Origin of the sequence: Klebsiella sp. D-Nf1 (assembly GCF_002810515.1) — a bacterium.
In the GTDB taxonomy this organism is placed as follows: Bacteria; Pseudomonadota; Gammaproteobacteria; order Enterobacterales; family Enterobacteriaceae; genus Klebsiella; species Klebsiella variicola.
The window spans coordinates 212,674-232,665 of record NZ_PIOK01000002.1 but is presented as its reverse complement, the minus strand read 5'-3'; the positions used below and the strand labels follow the sequence as shown (position 1 = coordinate 232,665).

General features: G+C 57.5%; 21 protein-coding genes and 1 tRNA gene. 14 read left to right on the top strand and 8 right to left on the bottom strand.

Annotated features, from left to right (window positions below; genetic code table 11):
• Positions 1-22: 22 nt before the first annotated feature.
• Genes CWM54_RS11100 through trmB form a run of 3 tightly spaced genes read right to left on the bottom strand, consistent with a single transcriptional unit; the run spans position 23 to position 1,838 of the window.
• Positions 23-742, bottom strand: coding sequence for a DUF2884 domain-containing protein (locus CWM54_RS11100; protein WP_012540560.1), 720 nt, complete (start codon positions 740-742; stop codon positions 23-25).
• Positions 743-792: 50 nt separating this feature from the next.
• Positions 793-1,119: a YggL family protein gene (locus tag CWM54_RS11095; RefSeq protein WP_012540559.1), complete on the bottom strand. Its 327-nt coding sequence runs from the start codon at positions 1,117-1,119 to the stop codon at positions 793-795.
• Positions 1,119-1,838: a tRNA (guanosine(46)-N7)-methyltransferase TrmB gene (gene trmB / locus CWM54_RS11090; RefSeq protein WP_100697091.1), complete on the bottom strand. Its 720-nt coding sequence runs from the start codon at positions 1,836-1,838 to the stop codon at positions 1,119-1,121. The genes CWM54_RS11095 and trmB overlap by 1 nt, the downstream gene beginning before the upstream one ends.
• A 136-nt stretch (positions 1,839-1,974) precedes the next feature.
• Between trmB and mutY the strand changes: the two genes are divergently transcribed.
• From mutY to CWM54_RS11070, 4 genes are all read left to right on the top strand, one after another.
• Positions 1,975-3,033, top strand: coding sequence for an A/G-specific adenine glycosylase (gene mutY / locus CWM54_RS11085; protein WP_061153325.1), 1,059 nt, complete (start codon positions 1,975-1,977; stop codon positions 3,031-3,033).
• Between the two features lie 27 nt (positions 3,034-3,060).
• On the top strand, positions 3,061-3,336 hold the full coding sequence (locus CWM54_RS11080; RefSeq protein ID WP_004105744.1) for an oxidative damage protection protein: 276 nt from the start codon (positions 3,061-3,063) through the stop codon (positions 3,334-3,336).
• 48 nt (positions 3,337-3,384) lie between these two features.
• Positions 3,385-4,467, top strand: coding sequence for a membrane-bound lytic murein transglycosylase MltC (gene mltC, locus CWM54_RS11075; protein WP_100680696.1), 1,083 nt, complete (start codon positions 3,385-3,387; stop codon positions 4,465-4,467).
• Between the two features lie 190 nt (positions 4,468-4,657).
• Positions 4,658-5,911, top strand: coding sequence for a nucleoside permease (locus CWM54_RS11070; RefSeq protein ID WP_100697089.1), 1,254 nt, complete (start codon positions 4,658-4,660; stop codon positions 5,909-5,911).
• 43 nt (positions 5,912-5,954) lie between these two features.
• On the opposite strand, the gene CWM54_RS11065 is transcribed toward CWM54_RS11070, so the two are convergent.
• Positions 5,955-8,093, bottom strand: a complete 2,139-nt coding sequence (locus CWM54_RS11065; protein WP_100697087.1) for an ornithine decarboxylase — start codon at positions 8,091-8,093, stop codon at positions 5,955-5,957.
• 419 nt (positions 8,094-8,512) lie between these two features.
• On the opposite strand from CWM54_RS11065, the gene CWM54_RS11055 reads away from it, so the two are divergent.
• The 5 genes from CWM54_RS11055 (at position 8,513) to CWM54_RS11040 (ending at position 12,460) form a co-directional block, all read left to right on the top strand.
• Positions 8,513-9,226 carry a DUF554 domain-containing protein gene (locus tag CWM54_RS11055; RefSeq protein ID WP_100697085.1) on the top strand — a complete coding sequence of 238 codons (714 nt, stop codon included), beginning with the start codon at positions 8,513-8,515 and terminating at the stop codon, positions 9,224-9,226.
• 105 nt (positions 9,227-9,331) lie between these two features.
• Positions 9,332-9,407 (top strand) — tRNA-Phe (locus CWM54_RS11050).
• Positions 9,375-9,872, top strand: a complete 498-nt coding sequence (locus CWM54_RS28055; RefSeq protein WP_133123759.1) for a hypothetical protein — start codon at positions 9,375-9,377, stop codon at positions 9,870-9,872. Before CWM54_RS11050 ends, CWM54_RS28055 begins: the two co-directional genes overlap by 33 nt.
• Positions 9,873-9,924: 52 nt before the next feature.
• Positions 9,925-11,301 carry a pyridoxal-phosphate dependent enzyme gene (locus CWM54_RS11045; protein WP_162676926.1) on the top strand — a complete coding sequence of 459 codons (1,377 nt, stop codon included), beginning with the start codon at positions 9,925-9,927 and terminating at the stop codon, positions 11,299-11,301.
• 10 nt (positions 11,302-11,311) lie between these two features.
• The gene (locus CWM54_RS11040) at positions 11,312-12,460 is read left to right on the top strand and encodes a trans-sulfuration enzyme family protein (protein WP_100697083.1); all 1,149 of its coding nucleotides are present in this window, start codon (positions 11,312-11,314) and stop codon (positions 12,458-12,460) included.
• On the opposite strand, the gene CWM54_RS11035 is transcribed toward CWM54_RS11040, so the two are convergent.
• Positions 12,461-13,372, bottom strand: coding sequence for a LysR family transcriptional regulator (locus CWM54_RS11035; RefSeq protein WP_008806489.1), 912 nt, complete (start codon positions 13,370-13,372; stop codon positions 12,461-12,463).
• 97 nt (positions 13,373-13,469) lie between these two features.
• Between CWM54_RS11035 and CWM54_RS11030 the strand changes: the two genes are divergently transcribed.
• The 3 genes from CWM54_RS11030 (at position 13,470) to CWM54_RS11020 (ending at position 14,891) form a co-directional block, all read left to right on the top strand.
• On the top strand, positions 13,470-14,072 hold the full coding sequence (locus CWM54_RS11030; RefSeq protein ID WP_100697081.1) for a short chain dehydrogenase: 603 nt from the start codon (positions 13,470-13,472) through the stop codon (positions 14,070-14,072).
• Between the two features lie 86 nt (positions 14,073-14,158).
• Complete coding sequence (locus CWM54_RS11025; protein ID WP_100697483.1) at positions 14,159-14,503, top strand: hypothetical protein; 345 nt, start codon at positions 14,159-14,161, stop codon at positions 14,501-14,503.
• A gap of 199 nt (positions 14,504-14,702) precedes the next feature.
• Positions 14,703-14,891 (top strand): hypothetical protein, encoded by a 189-nt coding sequence (locus CWM54_RS11020; protein WP_032733814.1) that lies wholly within the window; start codon positions 14,703-14,705, stop codon positions 14,889-14,891.
• 196 nt (positions 14,892-15,087) lie between these two features.
• Here CWM54_RS11020 and CWM54_RS11015 read toward each other — a convergent pair whose 3' ends face one another.
• The 3 genes from CWM54_RS11015 to CWM54_RS28570 form a co-directional block, all read right to left on the bottom strand.
• Positions 15,088-16,269: a PLP-dependent aminotransferase family protein gene (locus CWM54_RS11015; RefSeq protein ID WP_100680688.1), complete on the bottom strand. Its 1,182-nt coding sequence runs from the start codon at positions 16,267-16,269 to the stop codon at positions 15,088-15,090.
• A 145-nt stretch (positions 16,270-16,414) separates the two neighbouring features.
• Positions 16,415-18,280 carry a bifunctional glutathionylspermidine amidase/synthase gene (gene gss / locus CWM54_RS11010; protein WP_100697079.1) on the bottom strand — a complete coding sequence of 622 codons (1,866 nt, stop codon included), beginning with the start codon at positions 18,278-18,280 and terminating at the stop codon, positions 16,415-16,417.
• 76 nt (positions 18,281-18,356) lie between these two features.
• Positions 18,357-18,479 (bottom strand): hypothetical protein, encoded by a 123-nt coding sequence (locus CWM54_RS28570; protein ID WP_046881918.1) that lies wholly within the window; start codon positions 18,477-18,479, stop codon positions 18,357-18,359.
• 20 nt (positions 18,480-18,499) lie between these two features.
• Between CWM54_RS28570 and CWM54_RS11005 the strand changes: the two genes are divergently transcribed.
• Positions 18,500-19,060, top strand: coding sequence for a DsbA family protein (locus CWM54_RS11005; protein WP_100697077.1), 561 nt, complete (start codon positions 18,500-18,502; stop codon positions 19,058-19,060).
• Positions 19,061-19,107: 47 nt separating this feature from the next.
• Entirely contained in the window at positions 19,108-19,974 is an 867-nt protein-coding gene (yghU, locus tag CWM54_RS11000; RefSeq protein WP_061153312.1) for a glutathione-dependent disulfide-bond oxidoreductase, read from the top strand.
• The last annotated feature ends 18 nt before the right edge of the window (positions 19,975-19,992 follow it).

The following is a 19,992-nucleotide window of genomic DNA, read 5'->3' as shown; positions in this document are numbered from 1 at the left end:
AGGCGCAGGTAGCGAAATCAACTTACTTTAACGAGCCAACCAGCGATTTCCGGCTATCCTCCAGCGAGACCACCCGGCTGCAGACGTCCTTACCAAACTGCTGGAAATCGGCCTCCTGGTTTTTCCATTCATCCTGAATCGCCGTTTGCAGGCCGCCGAGGCTGCCGAGAATGCCCTGCAGTGGGTTGCCGCCGCCTTTGAGCACTGCTTTCGCGCCCATCTCGTTAATACTGTCCTGCAGAATGCCGCCCATCGCCTGATTCACTAGTTGCTGGCCATCGGCGCGTACCTGGTCGATAGCTTTATAGTGGAAGGTCAGGCCATCGCTGCGGCGCTCAATGATGCGGTTCATCTGTTCTTTCAGCTGCGCGTCCAGCTTGGTCAAGCGACCGTGCATGCTGCTGTTGGCGCCAACCTGTTCAGTGATGATTTTATCCAGCGCCTTACGGCCTTTTTCGACTCGCGAACGCGCACCTTCGTCAATCCACGGCAGGCTGCTGCGCAGGCTGGCCTGGTAATCCTGCGCCTGTTCGCGCTGGGCGGCGCTCAGAGTATAGGCTTTACCGTTAAAGGTCAGGTTGCCGTCCGGCTTTATCACCAGATTGCCGTTTTCCCCTTTCACCTGCACCTGCTGCGGGCTAAGGATCACATCGTCACGCGGCGTGACGCTACACTGGTAGTCCGCATGGGCAGACAAAGCGGTGACGGAGAGCGCCACCGCCAGCAGCGTTTTACGCATCATAAAACTCCCTTAAGACAAAACGGGCCGGCAGTTGCCGACCCTTGTCAAACTTAGTCCCACCAGACGTCAAAAAGTTCGCTGGTGCGCACATCCTCTAACTTACGCGCTTCCAGCCATTTGCGTACGATGGCCTGATGCTCTTCGGTGCACTTACCGATCTCCTGCATGCAGATGAGACCTTCCCAGGAGAGATATCCGCTGCCGTCGAAGGCCAGCTTGTTCGGCTCGATCACCTCTTCGATCAGATCGTTGACCGTCTGGTCGATCTGCTCTTCGGTGGTCCCTTCCGGGAAACGCCAGGCGACGGAGAAGCCTAACTCCTGAAACTCATCGATATGCATTTTTTTACGCAGACGACGGCTACGATTCTTGGCCATTATTTCACCCTCTCGAACATTAAGTCCCATACGCCGTGGCCAAGACGATGACCACGCTGTTCAAATTTGGTTACCGGGCGCGATTCCGGGCGCGGTACGTAATCGTTGCTTGCCGACTGGTTACGATAGCCTTCCAGCGAGGACATCACTTCCAGCATATGCTCGGCATAGGCTTCCCAGTCGGTCGCCATATGGAAGACGCAGCCGAGTTTCAGTTTGCTTTTTACCAGCTCAGCGAAAGGCGGCTGCACGATACGACGTTTATTATGACGCGCTTTATGCCACGGGTCAGGGAAAAACAGCTGCACCATATTCAGTGAGTTATCCGGGATCATGGTATGCAGCACTTCCACCGCATCGTGACACATCACACGCAGATTTTGCACACCTTCTTCTTCAGCAGAAGCCAGACAGGCGCCAACGCCCGGGGAGTGCACTTCAATGCCGAGGAAATTCTGTTCCGGTTTGGCTTTTGCCATCGCCACCAGCGAAGCCCCCATGCCGAAACCAATTTCTAGTGTGACCGGCGCTTCGCGGCCAAACAGGGCAGCGAAATCGAGCGGCGCATCGTTGAATTCAACGCCCATCACCGGCCAAATGTTATCCAGCGCATGCTGCTGCCCTTTCGTCAGGCGCCCCTGGCGACGGACGAAGCTACGAATACGGCGCAGCGGGCGGCCGTTTTCATCGAATTCCGGAGAAATGACGTCGTTTTTCATAAAAGTTAAGTCTGCTAGTGAAAGTGTTCGGAAAACGGGCATTATCCAAAGTTACCCGGCGGATGCAAGGGTTTACAGCCACTCGCCCTTGTGCTGCAATCTGCCACCCTGTAATCGCGATCCCGGAGCCATAGCTTTGACTTTTCTCGCCGCGCAATTTTCAGCCCAGGTCCTGGACTGGTACGACAAATACGGGCGTAAAACCCTGCCCTGGCAAATCGCCAAGACGCCCTACAAAGTATGGCTCTCCGAAGTGATGTTGCAACAAACCCAGGTGACCACGGTAATCCCGTATTTTGAACGCTTTATGGCGCGTTTCCCAACGGTAGTGGATCTCGCCAACGCGCCGCTGGATGAAGTGCTGCATCTGTGGACCGGACTTGGCTACTACGCACGGGCGCGCAACTTACATAAAGCCGCCCAGCAGGTGGCGACACAGCATGGCGGCATCTTCCCGCAAACCTTTGACGAAGTGGCAGCGCTGCCCGGCGTCGGGCGTTCAACGGCAGGGGCGATTCTGTCGCTTTCGCTCGGTCAGCATTATCCGATTCTCGACGGCAACGTGAAGCGCGTGCTCGCCCGCTGCTATGCTGTCAGCGGCTGGCCGGGGAAAAAAGAGGTCGAAAAACGGCTGTGGGATATCAGCGAAGAGGTGACTCCGGCGCAAGGGGTAGAACGCTTCAACCAGGCGATGATGGATCTCGGGGCGATGGTTTGCACCCGCTCGAAGCCGAAGTGCGAGCTGTGCCCGTTGAGCAACGGCTGCGTGGCCTATGCGAACCATTCATGGGCGGAATATCCGGGCAAAAAACCGAAGCAGATCATCCCGGAACGCACCGGCTATTTCCTGCTGATGCAGCACGGCGACGAGGTGTTTCTCTCCCAGCGTCCACCGGTGGGTTTGTGGGGCGGATTATTCTGTTTTCCGCAGTTTGCAGACGAAGCCGGGCTGCGCGAGTGGCTGGCGCAGCGTCAGATAAAGACCGATAATCTGACGCAATTAACCGCCTTTCGCCACACTTTCAGCCATTTCCACCTGGATATTGTGCCGATGTGGCTTACAGTGCACTCATCTGGCGCATGCATGGATGAAGGCAACGCACTCTGGTATAACTTAGCGCAGCCGCCGTCGGTCGGACTGGCGGCCCCCGTGGAGCGCTTGTTGCAACAGTTAAAAGCCGGAACGCCGGTATAAATTTTCGGCTATCAAAGAGGAGTGATTATGAGCAGAACCATTTTTTGTACTTTCCTGCAGCGTGAAGCGGACGGCCAGGATTTCCAGCTGTATCCGGGCGAGCTCGGCAAGCGCATTTACAACGAAATCTCCAAAGAAGCCTGGGCGCAGTGGCAGCACAAGCAGACCATGCTGATCAACGAGAAAAAACTCAGCATGATGAACCCGGAGCACCGCAAGTTGCTGGAGCAGGAGATGGTGCAGTTCCTGTTTGAAGGGAAAGACGTGCATATCGAAGGCTACACGCCGCCAGAAAAACAGTAAGGGCCCTGTGGCCTTTTAAAAACAAACACAACACGCACGCCCGGAATGATGAAAAAATACTTAGCGCTCGCGCTGATTGCGCCGTTGCTCGTTTCGTGTTCCAGCTCCAATAAAAAAGGCACCGAATATAACGAGGCCTGGGTCAAGGACACGAACGGATTCGATATCCTGATGGGCCAGTTTGCCCACAACATCGAGAACATTTGGGGGTATAACGAAGTCCTGCTCGCCGGGCCGAAGGACTACGTCAAATACACCGATCAATATCAAACCCGTAGCCACATCAACTTTGATGCCGGGACGATCACCGTCGAGACCATCGCGGGCACCGATCCGCGCGGGCGACTGCGTCAGGCGATCATCAAAACGCTGCTGATGGGCGATGACCCCAACTCCATTGACCTCTACTCCGACGTCGATGATATTCAGATCTCCAAAGAGCCGTTCCTCTATGGTCAGGTGGTCGATAACACCGGTGAATCCATCCGCTGGGAGTGGCGCGCCGCGCGCTATGCCGATTATCTACTGCAAACCCGTCTGAAGAGCCGCAGCAACGGCCTGCGCGTGATCTACAGCATCACCATCAATCTGGTACCGAACCACCTCGACAAACGTGCGCATAAGTATCTCGGCATGGTGCGTCAGGCCTCGCGTAAATACGGTGTTGATGAGTCGCTGATCCTCGCAATTATGCAAACAGAATCATCGTTTAACCCGTATGCGGTGAGCCACGCCGATGCCATGGGGCTGATGCAGGTCGTCCAGCACAGCGCCGGGAAAGACGTTTTCCGCTCGCAGGGTAAATCGGGTCTGCCGAGCCGCAGCTATCTGTTCGACCCGGCAAATAACATTGATACCGGTACCGCCTATCTGGCGATGCTGAACAACGTTTATCTCGCTGGCATCGATAACCCCACCTCGCGTCGCTACGCGGTGATCACCGCCTATAACGGCGGCGCCGGCAGCGTGCTCCGCGTCTTCTCCAGCGATAAAGTGCAGGCGGCTAACATCATTAACAGCATGGCGCCGGGCGATGTCTATCAGGCGCTGACCACCCGTCACCCGTCGGGCGAATCACGCCGCTATCTGTATAAAGTTAACACCGCGCAGAAAAGCTATCGCCGTAAATAACGCTCCTCTCTCACAGGCCCGGACATCGCACTGGGCCTCTCTATTTATATGACATACTTCGTCATATCTTTTCGATTTTCTGCGGCAGTTAACAGAAGCATCTCACAGCTGAATGATAGAATCGCATCAAAATAACGGTGGTTATGTTATTTAAAAAACATAACAAGCCCACATTCGTGAGGATAAATACATGAATCTTAAGCTGCAGCTAAAAATACTGTCGTTCCTGCAGTTCTGCCTTTGGGGGAGCTGGCTGACCACGCTTGGCTCATACATGTTTGTCACGCTGAAGTTTGACGGCGCGGCAATCGGCGCAGTGTATAGCTCGCTCGGTATCGCCGCGGTGCTGATGCCGACGCTGCTCGGCATCGTCGCCGATAAGTGGATCAGCGCTAAATGGGTTTACGCCGTTTGCCACCTGGTGGGCGCGCTAACGCTGTACCTCGCGGCGCAGGTCACCACGCCGGGTGAGATGTTCCTCGTGATCCTCCTCAACTCGCTGGCCTATATGCCGACGCTGGGGCTGATTAACACCATCTCCTACTACCGCCTGCAGTCGGCAGGACTGGATATCGTCACCGATTTCCCGCCGATTCGTATCTGGGGCACCATCGGCTTTATCTTCGCCATGTGGGGCGTGAGCTTCTCGGGCTTTGAGCTGAGCCATATGCAGCTCTATATCGGCGCGACGCTGTCGGTCTTGCTGACGCTGTTCACCCTGACGCTGCCGCATATTCCGGTCGCCAACGCCCAGCGCAATCAAAGCTGGACGGAGATGCTGGGGCTTAACGCCTTTGCGCTGTTTAAAAACAAGCGCATGGCTATCTTCTTTATCTTCTCTATGATGCTCGGCGCCGAACTGCAAATCACCAATATGTTCGGCAACACCTTCCTGCATAGCTTCGATAAAGATCCGCTGTTTGCCGGCAGCTTTATCGTCGAGCACGCCTCGGTGCTGATGTCGATTTCGCAGATCTCCGAAACGCTGTTTATCCTGACCATTCCGTTCTTCCTCAGCCGCTACGGCATTAAGAACGTGATGCTGATGAGTATCGTGGCGTGGATGCTGCGCTTCGGCCTGTTCGCCTTCGGCGACCCGACGCCGTTCGGCACCGTACTACTGGTGCTGTCGATGATCGTCTATGGCTGCGCCTTCGACTTCTTCAACATCTCCGGTTCGGTATTCGTTGAGAAAGAAGTGCGTCCGGAAATCCGCGCCAGCGCCCAGGGGATGTTCCTGATGATGACCAACGGCTTCGGCTGCATTCTTGGCGGGATGGTGAGCGGCAAAGTGGTTGAGCACTTTACCGTCGAGGGGATCACTAACTGGCAGAGCGTATGGCTGATTTTCGCTGGCTATTCGCTGGTGCTGGCCTTTGCCTTCGTGGCGCTGTTCAAATACAAACACGTCAGACAACCGACCGCCGCGCAGCAGAGCGCCTGATCGTCACAAGCAAAACGCCCCGCCTGCTCGGCGGGGCGTTTTTTTATCCCTTCAGCACGTAGCCATACAGCCGCTTAATGCCATCCGGATCCGTCTCGCTGTAAACCCCCTGCAGCTCCGGTGAGAAGCCCGGCAGCATATTGACCCCCTCCTCCAGCGCGAGGAAATAGCGCAGTACTGCCCCGCCCCAGATCTCGCCGGGCACCACGCATAATACCCCCGGCGGATAGGGCAGCGCCCCTTCAGCCGCGACGCGGCCTTCCGCTTCGCTCAGACGCACCAGCTCCACGTTGCCGCGGATAAATTCGCGGTTAGCATCCTGCGGATTCATCACCACGCGCGGGAAGCTCCGTTTACGGAACATCTCCTTTTGCAGGCTCTTCACATCAAAGCTGACGTACAGATCGTGCATCTCCTGGCACAGCTCGCGGAGGGTGTAATCGCGATAGCGCACCGGATATTTGTTGTAGATGGTCGGCAGCACGTCAGCCAGCGGCGTATCCGACTCAATATGCTGTTCGAACTGCCCCAGCATCGCCACCAGCTGCGCCATTTTTTCGGCGCTCTCCGCCGGCGTCAGCAGGAACAGAATCGAGTTGAGATCGCACTTCTCCGGCACGATGCCGTTTTCACGCAGATAATGCGCCAGAATGGTTGCCGGGATGCCAAACTCACTGTACTCCCCACTTTCAGCGTCAATGCCCGGGGTGGTCAGCAGCAGCTTGCACGGGTCGACAAAATACTGGTCGTCCGCATAGCCCTCAAAACCATGCCAGCGCGCGTCGGGTTCGAAGCTGAAGAAGCGGCGCTCCCGGGCGATCGCCTCGGTCGGGTGATCCTGCCATGGACGCCCCGCCACCACTGGCGGAATAAAGGGCTGGATCATCTTGCAGTTAGCGATGATCGCTTTCCGCGCCTCAATGCCCAGCGCCACACACTCGGCCCACAGGCGGCGGCCGCTCTCACCTTCATGAATTTTGGCGTTGACGTCCAGCGCGGCAAACAGCGGATAGAACGGGCTGGTGGAGGCATGCAGCATAAAGGCGTTATTCAGCCGCTTGTGCGGACAGAAGCGCGCCTGGCCGCGCAGATGGTTATCCTTTTTGTGGATCTGCGACGTCTGCGAGAAGCCGGCCTGCTGCTTGTGCACGGACTGGGTGACAAAAATACCCGGATCGTCCGGGGTCAGCTCCAGCAGCAGCGGCGAGCAGTCGGCCATCATCGGGATAAACTGCTCATAGCCCACCCAGGCCGAGTCGAACAGGATGTAATCGCAGAGGTGGCCGATTTTATCCACTACCTGGCGGGCGTTATAGACCGTGCCGTCGTAGGTCCCGAGCTGGATCACCGCCAGACGAAACGGGCGGGAGGCATTGGCTTTCTCTGGCGCCGCTTCGCGGATGAGATCCCGCAGGTAACGCTCATCAAAGCAGCGCTCGTCAATGCCGCCAATAAAGCCGAACGGATTGCGCGCGGCTTCAAGATAGACGGGCGTCGCTCCCGCCTGAATCAGCGCCCCGTGATGGTTTGACTTGTGGTTGTTACGATCGAACAGCACCAGATCGCCGCGGGTCAACAGCGCGTTGGTCACGACTTTGTTGGCCGCCGAGGTGCCGTTGAGGACGAAGTAGGTTTTATCCGCATTGAACACCTTCGCAGCGAACTTTTGCGCGTGCTTGGCCGAGCCTTCGTGGATCAGCAGATCGCCTAATTTTACGTCGGCGTTGCACATATCGGCGCGAAAGACATTTTCGCCAAAAAAGTCATAGAACTGACGGCCTGCAGGGTGCTTTTTGAAAAACGCTCCGTGCTGATGCCCCGGACAGGCAAAGGTGCTGTTATCCATCTCGACGTACTGGGTCAGAGTATTGAAAAACGGCGGCAGCAGACGCGCTTCATAATCACAGGCCGCCGCCTCCAGCTCCAGCCACTCCTGATCTTTACCGGCGATCACCGCCTGTACACCCTCTGGCTTCTCGACCGCCGTCTCACTCAGCAGGTAGACCGGCAGATTAAATCCGCTGCGTCTGAGGAGGGCAAGGATGCCGCTGCGACTGTCAGCCGCAGTGATGACGACGGCCGCCACATCGGTAAAATCGGTACTGTCCAGCGCCACAACGCGACGGTGGGTGGACAAGCGGGTGACCAGCTCGCAGCTGGCGGCAATGTGCATGGATTTCATAAGCGCAAATGCCCGTATCGGGAGTGTAAAAATCTCAGACAAGGAAACCTTGCCCAACGATGTGTCCGGGTCTGACGGATTTCAGCTCCGACCGCCGGACATCAGTAAAAGCAGACGCGTCCGATCTTACTGTTGCCCTACAGTGAGCATACGTGTCCTTCACCGCATGGTGAACAGAGGGGTAAGCGTAGCAAGATGAGGCAGCCCGCGCATCTGTGCGCGACGTCGCTGGCGAGATAATGGCAGTGTCGTCATCGGCGGCCTCATATCAGGGAGGAGAAAATTCGCGCAATCATGGCACCTTTCCCGAACAGGCGCAAGATGAAAACCGTATGCACTTATATCACGGATACACAAGCTTTCGCGGCGGGTTAACGTCATAATAATGCGGTTATCAGGGATATTTAACAGGAGTCAGCGTGGTTACAGGACCTTTTATTAACGCCAGCGCGGTGCTGGTCGGCGGTGTGCTGGGCGCCTTGCTCAGTCAACGGTTGCCGGAGCGGATCCGCACATCAATGACCTCAATTTTTGGCCTGGCGTCATTAGGCATCGGCATTTTACTGGTCATTAAGTGCGACAATCTGCCAGTGATGGTGCTGTCGACCCTGGTGGGGACGCTGCTCGGCGAAATATGCAATATGGAAAAAGGCATCAATACGCTGGTCAGTAAGCTCCAGCAGTTGATGTCAGCGAAAGGCAAGAAAAAGGCCTCGGCTCATGACTCTTATATTCAGAGCTATGTGGCGATTATCGTCCTGTTCTGCGCCAGCGGCACCGGCGTCTTCGGCGCCATGCGCGAAGGGATGACTGGCGACGCCAGCATTCTGATTGCTAAAGCGTTTCTCGACTTTTTCACTGCCACCATTTTCGCCTGCACCCTGGGCATTGCCGTCGCCGCCATCAGCGTGCCGATGCTGCTCATCCAGCTGACTCTTGCGGCCTGCGCGGCGATCATTATGCCGCTTACTACCCCGATGATGCTGGCGGATTTCAGCGCCGTCGGCGGTATGCTGCTGGTGGCCACCGGGCTGCGCATCTGCGGGATAAAAATGTTTGCCGTGGTGAATATGCTGCCTGCGCTGGTGCTGGCGATGCCAATTTCAGCGGCCTGGACGCTGTTTTTTGCCTGAAGACGCGTGCTTTTAACGCAATGTGGTGATAGATTGTTCAGTCTGCTGCAAAACAGATAAATTTCGTTGACGAGGCGCGGCGATTACGGTTTAATGCGCCCCGTTGCCCGGATAGCTCAGTCGGTAGAGCAGGGGATTGAAAATCCCCGTGTCCTTGGTTCGATTCCGAGTCCGGGCACCACTATTTAAAGAACCCGCCCAAAAGGCGGGTTTTTGCTTTTCTGCATCCGGACTCTCCATCGAACTTCGTTCGATTATTCGCCGCACAGCGGCTCACCCCTTCGGGGCCAGCGCGACAAGCGCGCTGTTCAACGCCTGCGGCGTTAGTCCGAGTCCGGGCACCACTTATTCAGAGAACCCAGCCTATGGCTGGGTTTTTGCTTTTCTGCGCCCTCTATCCGTGGGTTTCTACCATGCCGTATCCTCTGTGCCATTAAGGCCTATTCCCCATAGAATCTTTTCAAAAATGCATTTTCAGATATCAGATAACACGCTGATTCAAATCGCCATTTTCTCGCCAAAAGCGGCTAAAAACGCTCTTTTCTGGCAATCAATCCGCCCAGGTGGCTACCCTGCTTTCCCTCCAGATGGCCAAATAGCATCTTATATTCCATTTGACGCTAACAGGCAGAGAAATGTTCTTTAAATTACCGTTTTCACAGCTCTACCATGCAAAAATATCTTAAACGAGTGGGTAAATGGTTATGTCACTGTTTCATTCCGTGAGCGACCTGATCGGTCATACTCCCCTGCTCCAGTTGCACAAACTGGATACCGGCCCCTGCAGTCTATTTTTAAAACTGGAAAATCAGAACCCGGGTGGATCAATTAAAGATCGCGTTGCGCTGTCGATGATTAATGAAGCCGAGCGCCAGGGAAAACTGGCGCCCGGAGGAACGATTATCGAAGCCACCGCCGGCAACACCGGCCTCGGCCTGGCGCTGATCGCGGCGCAGAAAAATTACCGGCTGATCCTGGTGGTGCCGGACAAAATGAGCCGCGAGAAAATCTTTCACCTGCGGGCGCTGGGCGCGACGGTGCTGCTCACCCGTTCCGACGTCAATAAAGGCCACCCGGCCTATTATCAGGATTATGCCCGCCGCCTTGCCGATGAAACCCCGGGCGCCTTTTATATCGACCAGTTTAATAACGACGCCAATCCGCTGGCCCATGCCACCTCCACCGCGCCGGAGCTTTATCAGCAGCTGGAGGGCGATATTGACGCCGTCGTTGTCGGCGTCGGCTCCGGCGGCACGCTGGGCGGGCTTCAGGCCTGGTTTGCTGAACACTCGCCGAAAACGGAATTTATTCTCGCCGATCCGGCGGGTTCGATCCTTGCCGATCAGGTTGATACCGGTCGCTATGGCGAAACGGGATCCTGGCTGGTCGAAGGGATCGGCGAAGATTTTATCCCGCCGCTGGCCAGGCTGGAGGGGGTGCATACCGCGTATCGCGTCAGCGACCGCGAAGCGTTCCAGACTGCGCGTCAGCTGCTGCAGGTCGAGGGCGTGCTGGCCGGCTCCTCCACCGGCACCTTGCTCAGTGCCGCGCTGCGCTACTGCCGGGCACAAAGCCGTCCGAAACGGGTGGTGACCTTCGCCTGCGATAGCGGCAATAAATACCTGTCAAAAATGTTCAACGACGACTGGATGCGCCAGCAAGGACTGATCGCCCGGCCCGAACAGGGCGATCTCAGTGATTTTATCGCCCTGCGTCATGATGAAGGCGCCACCGTCACCGCCGCGCCGGACGACACCCTGGCCGCGGTCTTTGCCCGCATGCGGTTGTATGACATCTCCCAACTGCCGGTGCTGCAGGATGGTCGCGTCGTTGGCATCGTCGATGAGTGGGATTTAATCCGCCACGTACAGGGCGATCGCCAACGCTTCTCCCTGCCGGTCAGCGAAGCGATGAGCCGCCATGTTGAAACCCTCGATAAGCAGGCGCCCGAGAGCGCGCTGCAGGCCATTTTCGATCGCGGCCTGGTAGCGGTGATCACTGATAACGCACGTTTTCTTGGTCTGGTCACCCGTAGCGATGTACTGACCGCCTGGCGTAACCGACTTGCACAATAAGGAATTTTTTATGTCATCTATCCACACCCTGAGCGTACATAGCGGAACCTTCACCGACAGCCACGGCGCAGTGATGCCGCCGATTTATGCTACCTCCACTTTTGCTCAGCCGGCGCCGGGGCAGCATACCGGCTATGAATATTCCCGCAGCGGGAACCCTACCCGCCACGCGCTGGAGACGGCGATCGCCGACCTGGAAAACGGCACGCGCGGCTACGCGTTCGCCTCCGGGCTGGCCGCCATCTCCACCGTACTGGAGCTGCTGGATAAGGACAGTCACCTGGTGGCGGTCGATGATGTGTATGGCGGCACTTACCGCCTGCTGGAAAACGTTCGCCGCCGTAGCGCTGGTCTGCAGGTGAGCTGGGTGAAACCTGACGACCTGAAGGGGATTGAAGCGGCGATCCGCCCCGATACGCGCATGATCTGGGTGGAAACGCCCACCAACCCGCTGCTGAAGCTGGCGGATCTCAGCGCCATCGCCGCCATCGCGCGACGCCATAACCTGATCAGCGTCGCCGACAACACCTTCGCCTCGCCGGCGATCCATCGCCCGCTGGAGCATGGGTTTGATATTGTGGTGCACTCCGCGACCAAGTACCTCAACGGCCATTCCGATGTCGTCGCCGGCCTGGCAGTGGTTGGCGATAACTCCGACCTCGCGGAAAAGCTTGGCTATCTGCAGAATGCGGTAGGCGGTGTACTCGACCCGTTCAGCAGCTTCCTGACGCTACGTGGTATCCGTACTCTGGCGCTGCGGATGGAGCGCCACAGCGCGAACGCGCTGCAGCTCGCCGAATGGCTGGAACAGCAGCCGGAAGTGGAGCGAGTCTGGTTCCCCTGGCTGGCCTCGCACCCGCATCATCAGCTGGCGCGCCAGCAAATGGCGCTGCCCGGCGGCATGATTTCGGTGGTGGTGAAGGGCGATGAAGGTTACGCCGAGCGCATCATCAGCAAGCTGCGCTGGTTTACGCTTGCGGAGAGCCTGGGCGGCGTGGAGAGTCTGGTGAGCCAGCCCTTTAGCATGACCCATGCCTCGATCCCGCTGGAGAAACGTCTGGCGAACGGCATCACGCCGCAGTTGATCCGCCTGTCGGTGGGGATCGAAGATCCCAACGATCTGATTGCCGACTGGCAGCAGGCGCTGCGGGAGGAGTGATTATTCCGACGCGCGGGTCATTGTCAGCGCGTCGGCCATTCCCTGCTGAAGATGGGCGATAAACTGCGTCAGCTTCGGCAGGGGCCGACGATCCTGGCGCCAGAGCAGATGCACGGGTCTCGGCTGCGGGGTCCAGGCCTCCAGCACCCGCACCAGGCTGCCGCTGGCCAGTGCATCGGCCAGCAGCACCTCCGGCTGCATCAGCAGCCCGGCCCCGGCGATCGCCGCCTGGCGCAGCGCGTAGCCATCATTGCAGCGTAAAATCGCATCGCGTTTCCAGCGCACTTCCCCCTCCATGCCCGGCAGCCGCCACTCGTTGCGGGCGGTCCAGACCGTATGGGACAGGCAGAGATGATCGGCGAGATCCTCTGGCGTCCCGGGGGTCCCGTAACGCGCCAGATAAGCCGGCGCGGCGCAGATCACCATCCGATACGGCGCCAGATAGCGGGCCACCAGATCCTCCTGATGGATCTCGCCAATGCGGATCGCCAGATCGACCCCCTCATCCACCAGATCGACCATCCGGTTAGTCAGATCAAGCTCCACCCGGACCGCAGGCCAGGCCTGCAGGAAGGTGGCGGTCAGGGGCGCGATCACGCTGGCGCCAAACGAGGTGGGGGCGCTCACTCGCAGGGTGCCGGCGGGCGCCAGCCGCAGCCGCTCGACCGCGCTTTCGGCGATGGAGACCTGCTCCATCACCCGTTTCGCTTCGTCAAAATAGACCCGCCCGGCGTCGGTGAGGCTCTGGCGTCGGGTGTTACGCTCCAGCAGACGCGTCGCCAGCTGGCTTTCCAGCTGGGCGATATATTTCCCGACCATCACCGCCGACAGCCCCAGGCGCGACGCCGCCCCGGTAAAGCTGCCACACTCCACCACGGCAATAAACGTCTCCATCCCTCGTAACTTATCCATATTGCTAACCTCTGGTTAGTAATGTTCTAACTTTTAACCAGTTTATCCGATATTCGTTTTATTAAAGAATAGCCTCTCACCTCATCAGGAGACAGCCATGAAAATTATCGTTATCGGTGCCAGCGGCACCATCGGTCGTGCGGTCAGCGAAGAGCTGAGCCAGAGGCATGACGTTATCCGCGTCGGCCGCACCCGGGGGGATTATCAGGTTGATATCACCTCGCAGGAGAGCGTCCAGGCGCTGTTTGCCCAAACGGGCGAAGTAGATGCGATTGTCTCCACCACCGGCAATCTGCACTTTGGGCCGTTAAGCACCATGACCGACAGTCAGTTCAACCTCGGGCTGCAGGACAAGCTGCTGGGGCAAATTCGCCTGGCGCTGATCGGGCAGCATTTCCTGCGTGAGGGCGGGTCGATTACCCTGGTCAGCGGTATTGTCGCCCAGGAGCCCATTGCTCAGGGGGTCAATGCCACGACGGTCAACGCCGGTCTGGAAGGCTTTGTGCGCGCCGCCGCCTGCGAACTGCCGCGCGGGATCCGCATCAATCTCATTAGCCCCACCGTGCTCAGCGAGTCGCTGGCGGCCTACGGCGACTTTTTCCCGGGCTTTGCCAGCGTCCCCGCCGCCACCGTGGCGCAGGCCTATCGCCGCAGCATTGAAGGCGTTCAGACCGGCCGCATCTACCCGGTCGGCTACTAGCCTGTGCCGGCCCGCCGGGGCCGGCGCTTACATCAAGCCGTCATTGCAGGTACACTGACGGCTGATTGTCTCCGGCCGAAAAACTGATGTTGAAAAAATTACCTTTTATTATCCCGCTTTTGGCGCTTATCGCGCTGCTGGTCTGGTGGTTCACCCCGCATTACACCGCAGATGAAGAAGCCTACTACCGGGCAGTCTTTTGCATGATCGATCATGACGACAGCCGCCAGTTCCTCCACGATATGCAAAATATCGTCGAAGGGGGAAATTCTGACTATGCGTTGCATAAAACCCATTACCTGCCGGCGCTGGGGCAGCGGATGCTGGACACTTGGCACCAGCTCAGCGCGCAGGAGCAGCAAACACTGGGCGAAGATCGGCAGCGCTGTGGCGAGATATTGCGCGAAAAACAGCAGGGAAAATCATCCTGATGGGGGGCGAAATCGCAGTATATCTTCAGCGTCGAATGAGATTGTGCTGTTGATGACCAGATGACTGCCACAAAACACCCCGCCCTTGCGGGGCCGCGATATGACGTTTTTTTCTGCAGCGACATACTATAAAAAGTAGTTGATCTGGTACGAACTAACTCTTATTTTGCTTCTCAGTTTTCAAAATGAGATAAAACTGATGCCAGTCATTATTGCCAGTAGTATTAAAGAAGCCAAAGCGTTGATTAACGGTGGGAAATACAGAGAAATTATTCTCAACTTCGATATTGATGCCGATGACTTTTTCTCTCTCGCCAGCCATTCTGCTGGGACAAAAATCTCCATCTCCGACCGAAACGATCGCTCTCCGGTAAACTCAGAAAAATAATTAACCCGCGAGGGACGTTTATGTGGTTGTTTATTGGCACCTTTGCGGTTGCTTTTCTCGCATCGCTGATGCTGGTCTGGCTGGATGACCGGATCGCCGAAACAGATTGATCCTGGGACTGGACGCTAACGTCAGTTCCTCCCGCTCTCGTCGCGAAGGGCTGTGCGCCATCGTTAAGCGGCGCACAGCAGAGTCGTTACAGGGAGGCCGCCAGCCGCTCTACGGCCGTCAGCAACCCGGCCTCTGACACCGTGGAGTAGGAGAGACGCAGAGTACGGGTATCCGGCTTATCGTGATAGAACGCTTCGCCAGGAACGTAGACCACGCCGTTTTCCAGCGTTTTCTTCATCCATTCCATGGTATCGAACGGATAGCGGAAACGCGCCCACAGGAACATGCCACCCTGCGGGCGGCTGAATTCCAGGTGCTCGCCAAGGCGGCTTTCCAGCGCGTCGGCCAGCGCCACACACTTCTTGCGGTAGTCTTCGCGAATCAACGCGATCTGGTTCTCCAGCCGGTTCATGCCGAGGTACTCCGCGGTAATCACCTGCGACAGCATATTGGTATGCAGATCCGCCGCCTGCTTCACGATCACCGTCTGCTGCGCCAGCCAGTCCGGCATCACGACCCAGCCGATGCGCATCCCCGGCGCGAGGATCTTCGAAAAGGTCGAGGTGTAGACCACCTGATCTTCACAGCCCAGCTCAACCGCGTGCTGATAGAGCGGGCGTCGAACGGCGTCAGTGAAGCTAATTTCGCCATAGGGATCGTCTTCCAGAATGACGAAGTCATATTTTTTCGCCAGCTCAACCAGCCGGCGACGACGCGTCTCGCTCAGCGTTTTGCCGCCGGGGTTGCCGAACGTCGGCACCAGATAAACGGCTTTGACGCGGGTGGTCTCCAGCAGGTCGGCCAGCTGATCCACCAGCATCCCGTCATCATCGGTGTCGACGCTGAGGATATTGGCCTGCGCCAGCTGAAACACCTGCAGCGCCGCCAGATAGGTGGGACGTTCAACGACGACTGTGTCGCCCGGATCGAGCAGCGTACGGGCAACGATATCCAGCGATTGCTGCGAGCCGGAGGTGATATAGACCTGGGCGGGAGAACAGGTCACGCCACGGGCGTGGCAGATTTCACTCACCGCCTGACGTAGCGGCGGGTAGCCCTCCGTCAGACCGTACTGGAATGCGTCATGAAAACGTTCGCTCATCACCTTCTGCACCGCCAGCTCCAGGCCTGCGGTATCAAACAGTTCCGGGGCCGGAATGCCGCCGCCAAGCGAGATCACGCCGGGCAGTTTACTGTGCTTGAGAAGTTCGCGGACGGCGGAGGGCTTGAGTTCACCCGCGCGGGCGGCGAGACGCCGATCGTGCATACTATTTTCCTTTTCTGTCTTGTTGTTGTGTTAATTATCTTCGCTTCGTTGCAGGTGTTCCCCGGCGGCGCGTACCATGCCGGGGCTATCCTTTTCAGTACGTTGTCATCCGGACCGGGGTAAGCCGCTATCCGGGTTGCGTACATCACGCTTTGTCTTTCAATACGACAAGCGGCTCGATATCGCTCTCTTTTTTCACCACCAGCGACGTATCGCCGCGCAGACAGGTACCGCCGTAATTACCGCCAACGGTAAACGTGCACACCTGAATGTACTTACCGTCGACTTTCGGCAAGCACCACAGCTGCTGGTAGATATTCTTGCGATCGACAAACTGGCCGCTGGTCTTATCCAGAACCTCATCCTGAGGACCGATCAAATCGATATTGTTCCCGCAGCGTCCGGAAATGGGCTTAACCGCGTAGCCGGTTTTCGCCAGCTCGTCGTTAACCACAAAATCGGTATCCAGCAGATAGCGATGATGCGGGAACAGCGACCACAGCACCGGCAGAATCGCTTTGTTGCCCGGGATCACCGTCCACAGGGGTTCGAATACCAATACTTCAGGACGCAGCAGGACGTCAATCAGTCGCACCTCATTCTGCGGATGTCCGGTACGAATCGGCACCGCCGCGTACTCATCAGCGCTGACTTCGCGCACCTGCTCAATGGCGGTTTCCCATGCCCAGGTTTTCCAGACGCAGTTGACCAGCCGCCCGTCAGCGTCAATCAGCTGGCCGGCAGCATCCCAGCGCAGCTCATCAAGGCCAAAGAGAATTTTGCTCTCAAAACCGGCCTGGGTCAGCGAACGCTGGATAAATTTCGCGTGGTAATTCTCTTCCAGATCTTTGTCCTGCATGATGTGCACGAAAGGCCGCGCCCGGCTGTGTTTCCACGCCCCCGCCAGCTCATCGAGCAGACCTTCCGCCGGATTGTGGCCGGTGCCGTAGTAGCCCTGCTTCAGCCACTGCTCAAGGATCAGCCCGCCTTCGGTATGGCAGGAGGCGGAGTCGGCATTGTACTCGTACACCTTCAGCCCGCGCTCGTCCATGCAGAAATCCATGCGCCCGGTGATCATATGATGACGACGGCGCTGCCAGGAGAGACGCAGACGCGGCCAGAGGATTTTCGGGATATCAAACAGCGCCAGCAGGTTATCATCCTTCATCACCTTATCGGTGGCGTGCAGATACATCAGGTGCAGCTCGTTAGTCGCTTTGATCAGCTCCTGTTCGGCGCTTTCGCTGATGGTGAAATACTGGTAGGGATCCTGGTTGATGAAATGGCCGTTGGCCGCCACGTAGGCTTTCTGCAGCGGATCTTTCTCGTTCAGCCATTTGCCGCGGAACTGGCCGTTGTTCGGCAGCCGCGCGCCTTTGATCGCCATCGCCTCACCCGGCAGCACCGGCTGCGGCAGGCTGTGTTCGGTATCGGCGGTCTGGATCATCCAGCCTAAAATTTCGGTATCGGTAAAGGTATCTTTGATGGTGTACCGGCCGGCGTTGACCTCAAGGGTCAGCTCGCGGGTCCACTGCTGGCCCTGCGGCAGCGGCGAGTGAATGACGTTCTGTTCGGCGATACGCACTTTATTGCCGACAAGCTGGGTGATCACCGCGACGTGGCCGGTGTGCTTAAACTCGCCTCCCTTCTGCCAGATCAGTAACGAACCGGCGATGGGCGGACGGCGGGAACCGTTGGCGAAGGCCTGCAGCGGCAGAATATTGTCATTGACCACTTCACGCAGGAAACGCAGGGAGAAGATTTCATACGCCATCCCCACATCGGTAAAGACAAACCCGTAGGTCAGGAACAGAAAGCGGCGTGCAAACTCGACGCACTGCCATTTATGTCCCATATACTCATTATCGATGTAGCTGCGAAAGGTCGCGTCATCCGGATAGTCTTGCGGATTTAAGCTACTGTAATTCGATGAATAAATCGCCACGCCGCCGGGTGCGTAGCCTAACAATGTCCCAAACGGGGCGTCACTGCTTGTCGATCCTTTGCTCATTTAGCCTGACCTCAAATTAATGCAGCCCGGGCAGTTGGCGAAACAAAACTCCCTCTTCTTATCCTGCCGCAGGCACTTACCAGACAGAGGTGTAACGATGATACCACTCATTCGTTTCGCTAATCGTGCCGTTAAGGAAAATAACCCTGCAGCCGGAAGCAAAAGTGATATCGTTATCGGTGATATAACAAAAAAACAACGCAACATCAGGAGTCGACAATGAGCACACCCTCGCATCTGAATGCCCAACCGCTGGTCTGGGGACACGGCCCGCGGACGTTTGAGGTGTTCCTTGAGCCCACCTGCCCCTACTCTGTCCGCGCGTTTAATAAACTCGACGACCTGCTTGATGAGGTCGGCGCCGATAACGTCACCATCAAGATACGCCTGCAGTCGCAGCCGTGGCATCTGTTCTCCGGGGTTATCGTCCGCTGCATCCTCGCCGCGTCCACCCTGCCGCACGGTAGAGAGCAGGCGCATAAGGTGATGCAGGCCGTGGCCGACCATCGGGAAGAGTTTGAGTTTACCCATCACTGCAGCGGGCCGAACATGAACGCCACGCCGCAGCAAATCATTGAACGCATTGAACGTTACAGTCACGTGCTGCTGGGGGCCGCCTTTGCCCGCCCGGAGCTGCAGGACGTGATCAAGTGGCACAGTAAATACGCCCGTCAGAACGGCATCCACGTCTCGCCGACCTTTATGGTCAATGGCCTGGTGCAGCCGGATCTGGGCAGCGGCGATGATGTCAGCGTGTGGGCTGCGCGCATTATGGCCTGAGGTCACCTGCTACACTTTTTGTACATCCACGAAAAAGGCAAACCAGCATGTCAGAGCAAAACTACCAGCCACCAAAAGTGTGGGAATGGAAGCAAAACAGCGGCGGCGCGTTCGCCAATATCAACCGTCCCGTTTCCGGCGCGACCCATGAACGCGTCCTGCCGGTCGGCACCCATCCGCTCCAGCTATACTCACTGGGCACGCCCAACGGCCAGAAGGTGACCATCATGCTGGAGGAGCTGCTGGCGCTGGGCGTCAGCGGCGCGGAGTACGACGCCTGGCTGATACGCATCGGCGAAGGCGATCAGTTTTCCAGCGGCTTTGTTGACATCAACCCGAACTCGAAGATCCCAGCCCTCAGCGACCACTCCACCACGCCGCCGACCCGGGTATTTGAGTCCGGCAACATTCTTCTCTATCTGGCGGAAAAATTTGGCTTCTTCCTGCCGAAAGATCCTGCAGGTCGCACCGAAACCCTCAACTGGCTGTTCTGGCTGCAGGGCGCGGCGCCGTTCCTTGGCGGCGGCTTCGGCCACTTCTATAACTATGCGCCGGTGAAGATCGAGTACGCGATCGACCGCTTTACGATGGAAGCCAAACGCCAGCTCGACGTGCTGGACAAACAGCTCGCCCGTGGTCGCTATGTGGCTGGAGAGGAGTACACCATCGCCGATATGGCTATCTGGCCGTGGTACGGCAACGTGGTGCTGGGCAATGTCTATAACGCGGCGGAGTTTCTCGACGCCGGGAGCTATAAAAACGTGCTGCGCTGGGCGCAGGATGTCGGCAACCGTCCGGCCGTCAAGCGCGGACGCATCGTCAACCGCACCAACGGCCCGCTCAATGAGCAGCTGCATGAGCGCCACGACGCCCGCGACTTTGACACCCAAACGGAAGATAAGCGCCAGGCGTAAGGTCTTTACCCTTTCCCG

Bases quoted from the DNA above. Each gene is read 5' to 3' on its own strand.
- CWM54_RS11065 (WP_100697087.1), bottom strand. From the start codon at position 8,093: ATGAAATCCATGCACATTGCCGCCAGCTGCGAGCTGGTCACCCGCTTG.
- CWM54_RS11030 (WP_100697081.1), top strand. From the start codon at position 13,470: ATGAAAATTATCGTTATCGGTGCCAGCGGCACCATCGGTCGTGCGGTC.
- mltC (WP_100680696.1), top strand. From the start codon at position 3,385: ATGAAAAAATACTTAGCGCTCGCGCTGATTGCGCCGTTGCTCGTTTCG.
- CWM54_RS11020 (WP_032733814.1), top strand. From the start codon at position 14,703: ATGCCAGTCATTATTGCCAGTAGTATTAAAGAAGCCAAAGCGTTGATT.
- CWM54_RS11080 (WP_004105744.1), top strand. From the start codon at position 3,061: ATGAGCAGAACCATTTTTTGTACTTTCCTGCAGCGTGAAGCGGACGGC.
- CWM54_RS11070 (WP_100697089.1), top strand. From the start codon at position 4,658: ATGAATCTTAAGCTGCAGCTAAAAATACTGTCGTTCCTGCAGTTCTGC.
- CWM54_RS11025 (WP_100697483.1), top strand. From the start codon at position 14,159: ATGTTGAAAAAATTACCTTTTATTATCCCGCTTTTGGCGCTTATCGCG.
- gss (WP_100697079.1), bottom strand. From the start codon at position 18,280: ATGAGCAAAGGATCGACAAGCAGTGACGCCCCGTTTGGGACATTGTTA.
- CWM54_RS11045 (WP_162676926.1), top strand. From the start codon at position 9,925: ATGGTTATGTCACTGTTTCATTCCGTGAGCGACCTGATCGGTCATACT.
- yghU (WP_061153312.1), top strand. From the start codon at position 19,108: ATGTCAGAGCAAAACTACCAGCCACCAAAAGTGTGGGAATGGAAGCAA.
- CWM54_RS11035 (WP_008806489.1), bottom strand. From the start codon at position 13,372: ATGGATAAGTTACGAGGGATGGAGACGTTTATTGCCGTGGTGGAGTGT.
- trmB (WP_100697091.1), bottom strand. From the start codon at position 1,838: ATGAAAAACGACGTCATTTCTCCGGAATTCGATGAAAACGGCCGCCCG.
- CWM54_RS11005 (WP_100697077.1), top strand. From the start codon at position 18,500: ATGAGCACACCCTCGCATCTGAATGCCCAACCGCTGGTCTGGGGACAC.
- CWM54_RS11015 (WP_100680688.1), bottom strand. From the start codon at position 16,269: ATGCACGATCGGCGTCTCGCCGCCCGCGCGGGTGAACTCAAGCCCTCC.
- CWM54_RS11095 (WP_012540559.1), bottom strand. From the start codon at position 1,119: ATGGCCAAGAATCGTAGCCGTCGTCTGCGTAAAAAAATGCATATCGAT.
- CWM54_RS11100 (WP_012540560.1), bottom strand. From the start codon at position 742: ATGATGCGTAAAACGCTGCTGGCGGTGGCGCTCTCCGTCACCGCTTTG.
- CWM54_RS11040 (WP_100697083.1), top strand. From the start codon at position 11,312: ATGTCATCTATCCACACCCTGAGCGTACATAGCGGAACCTTCACCGAC.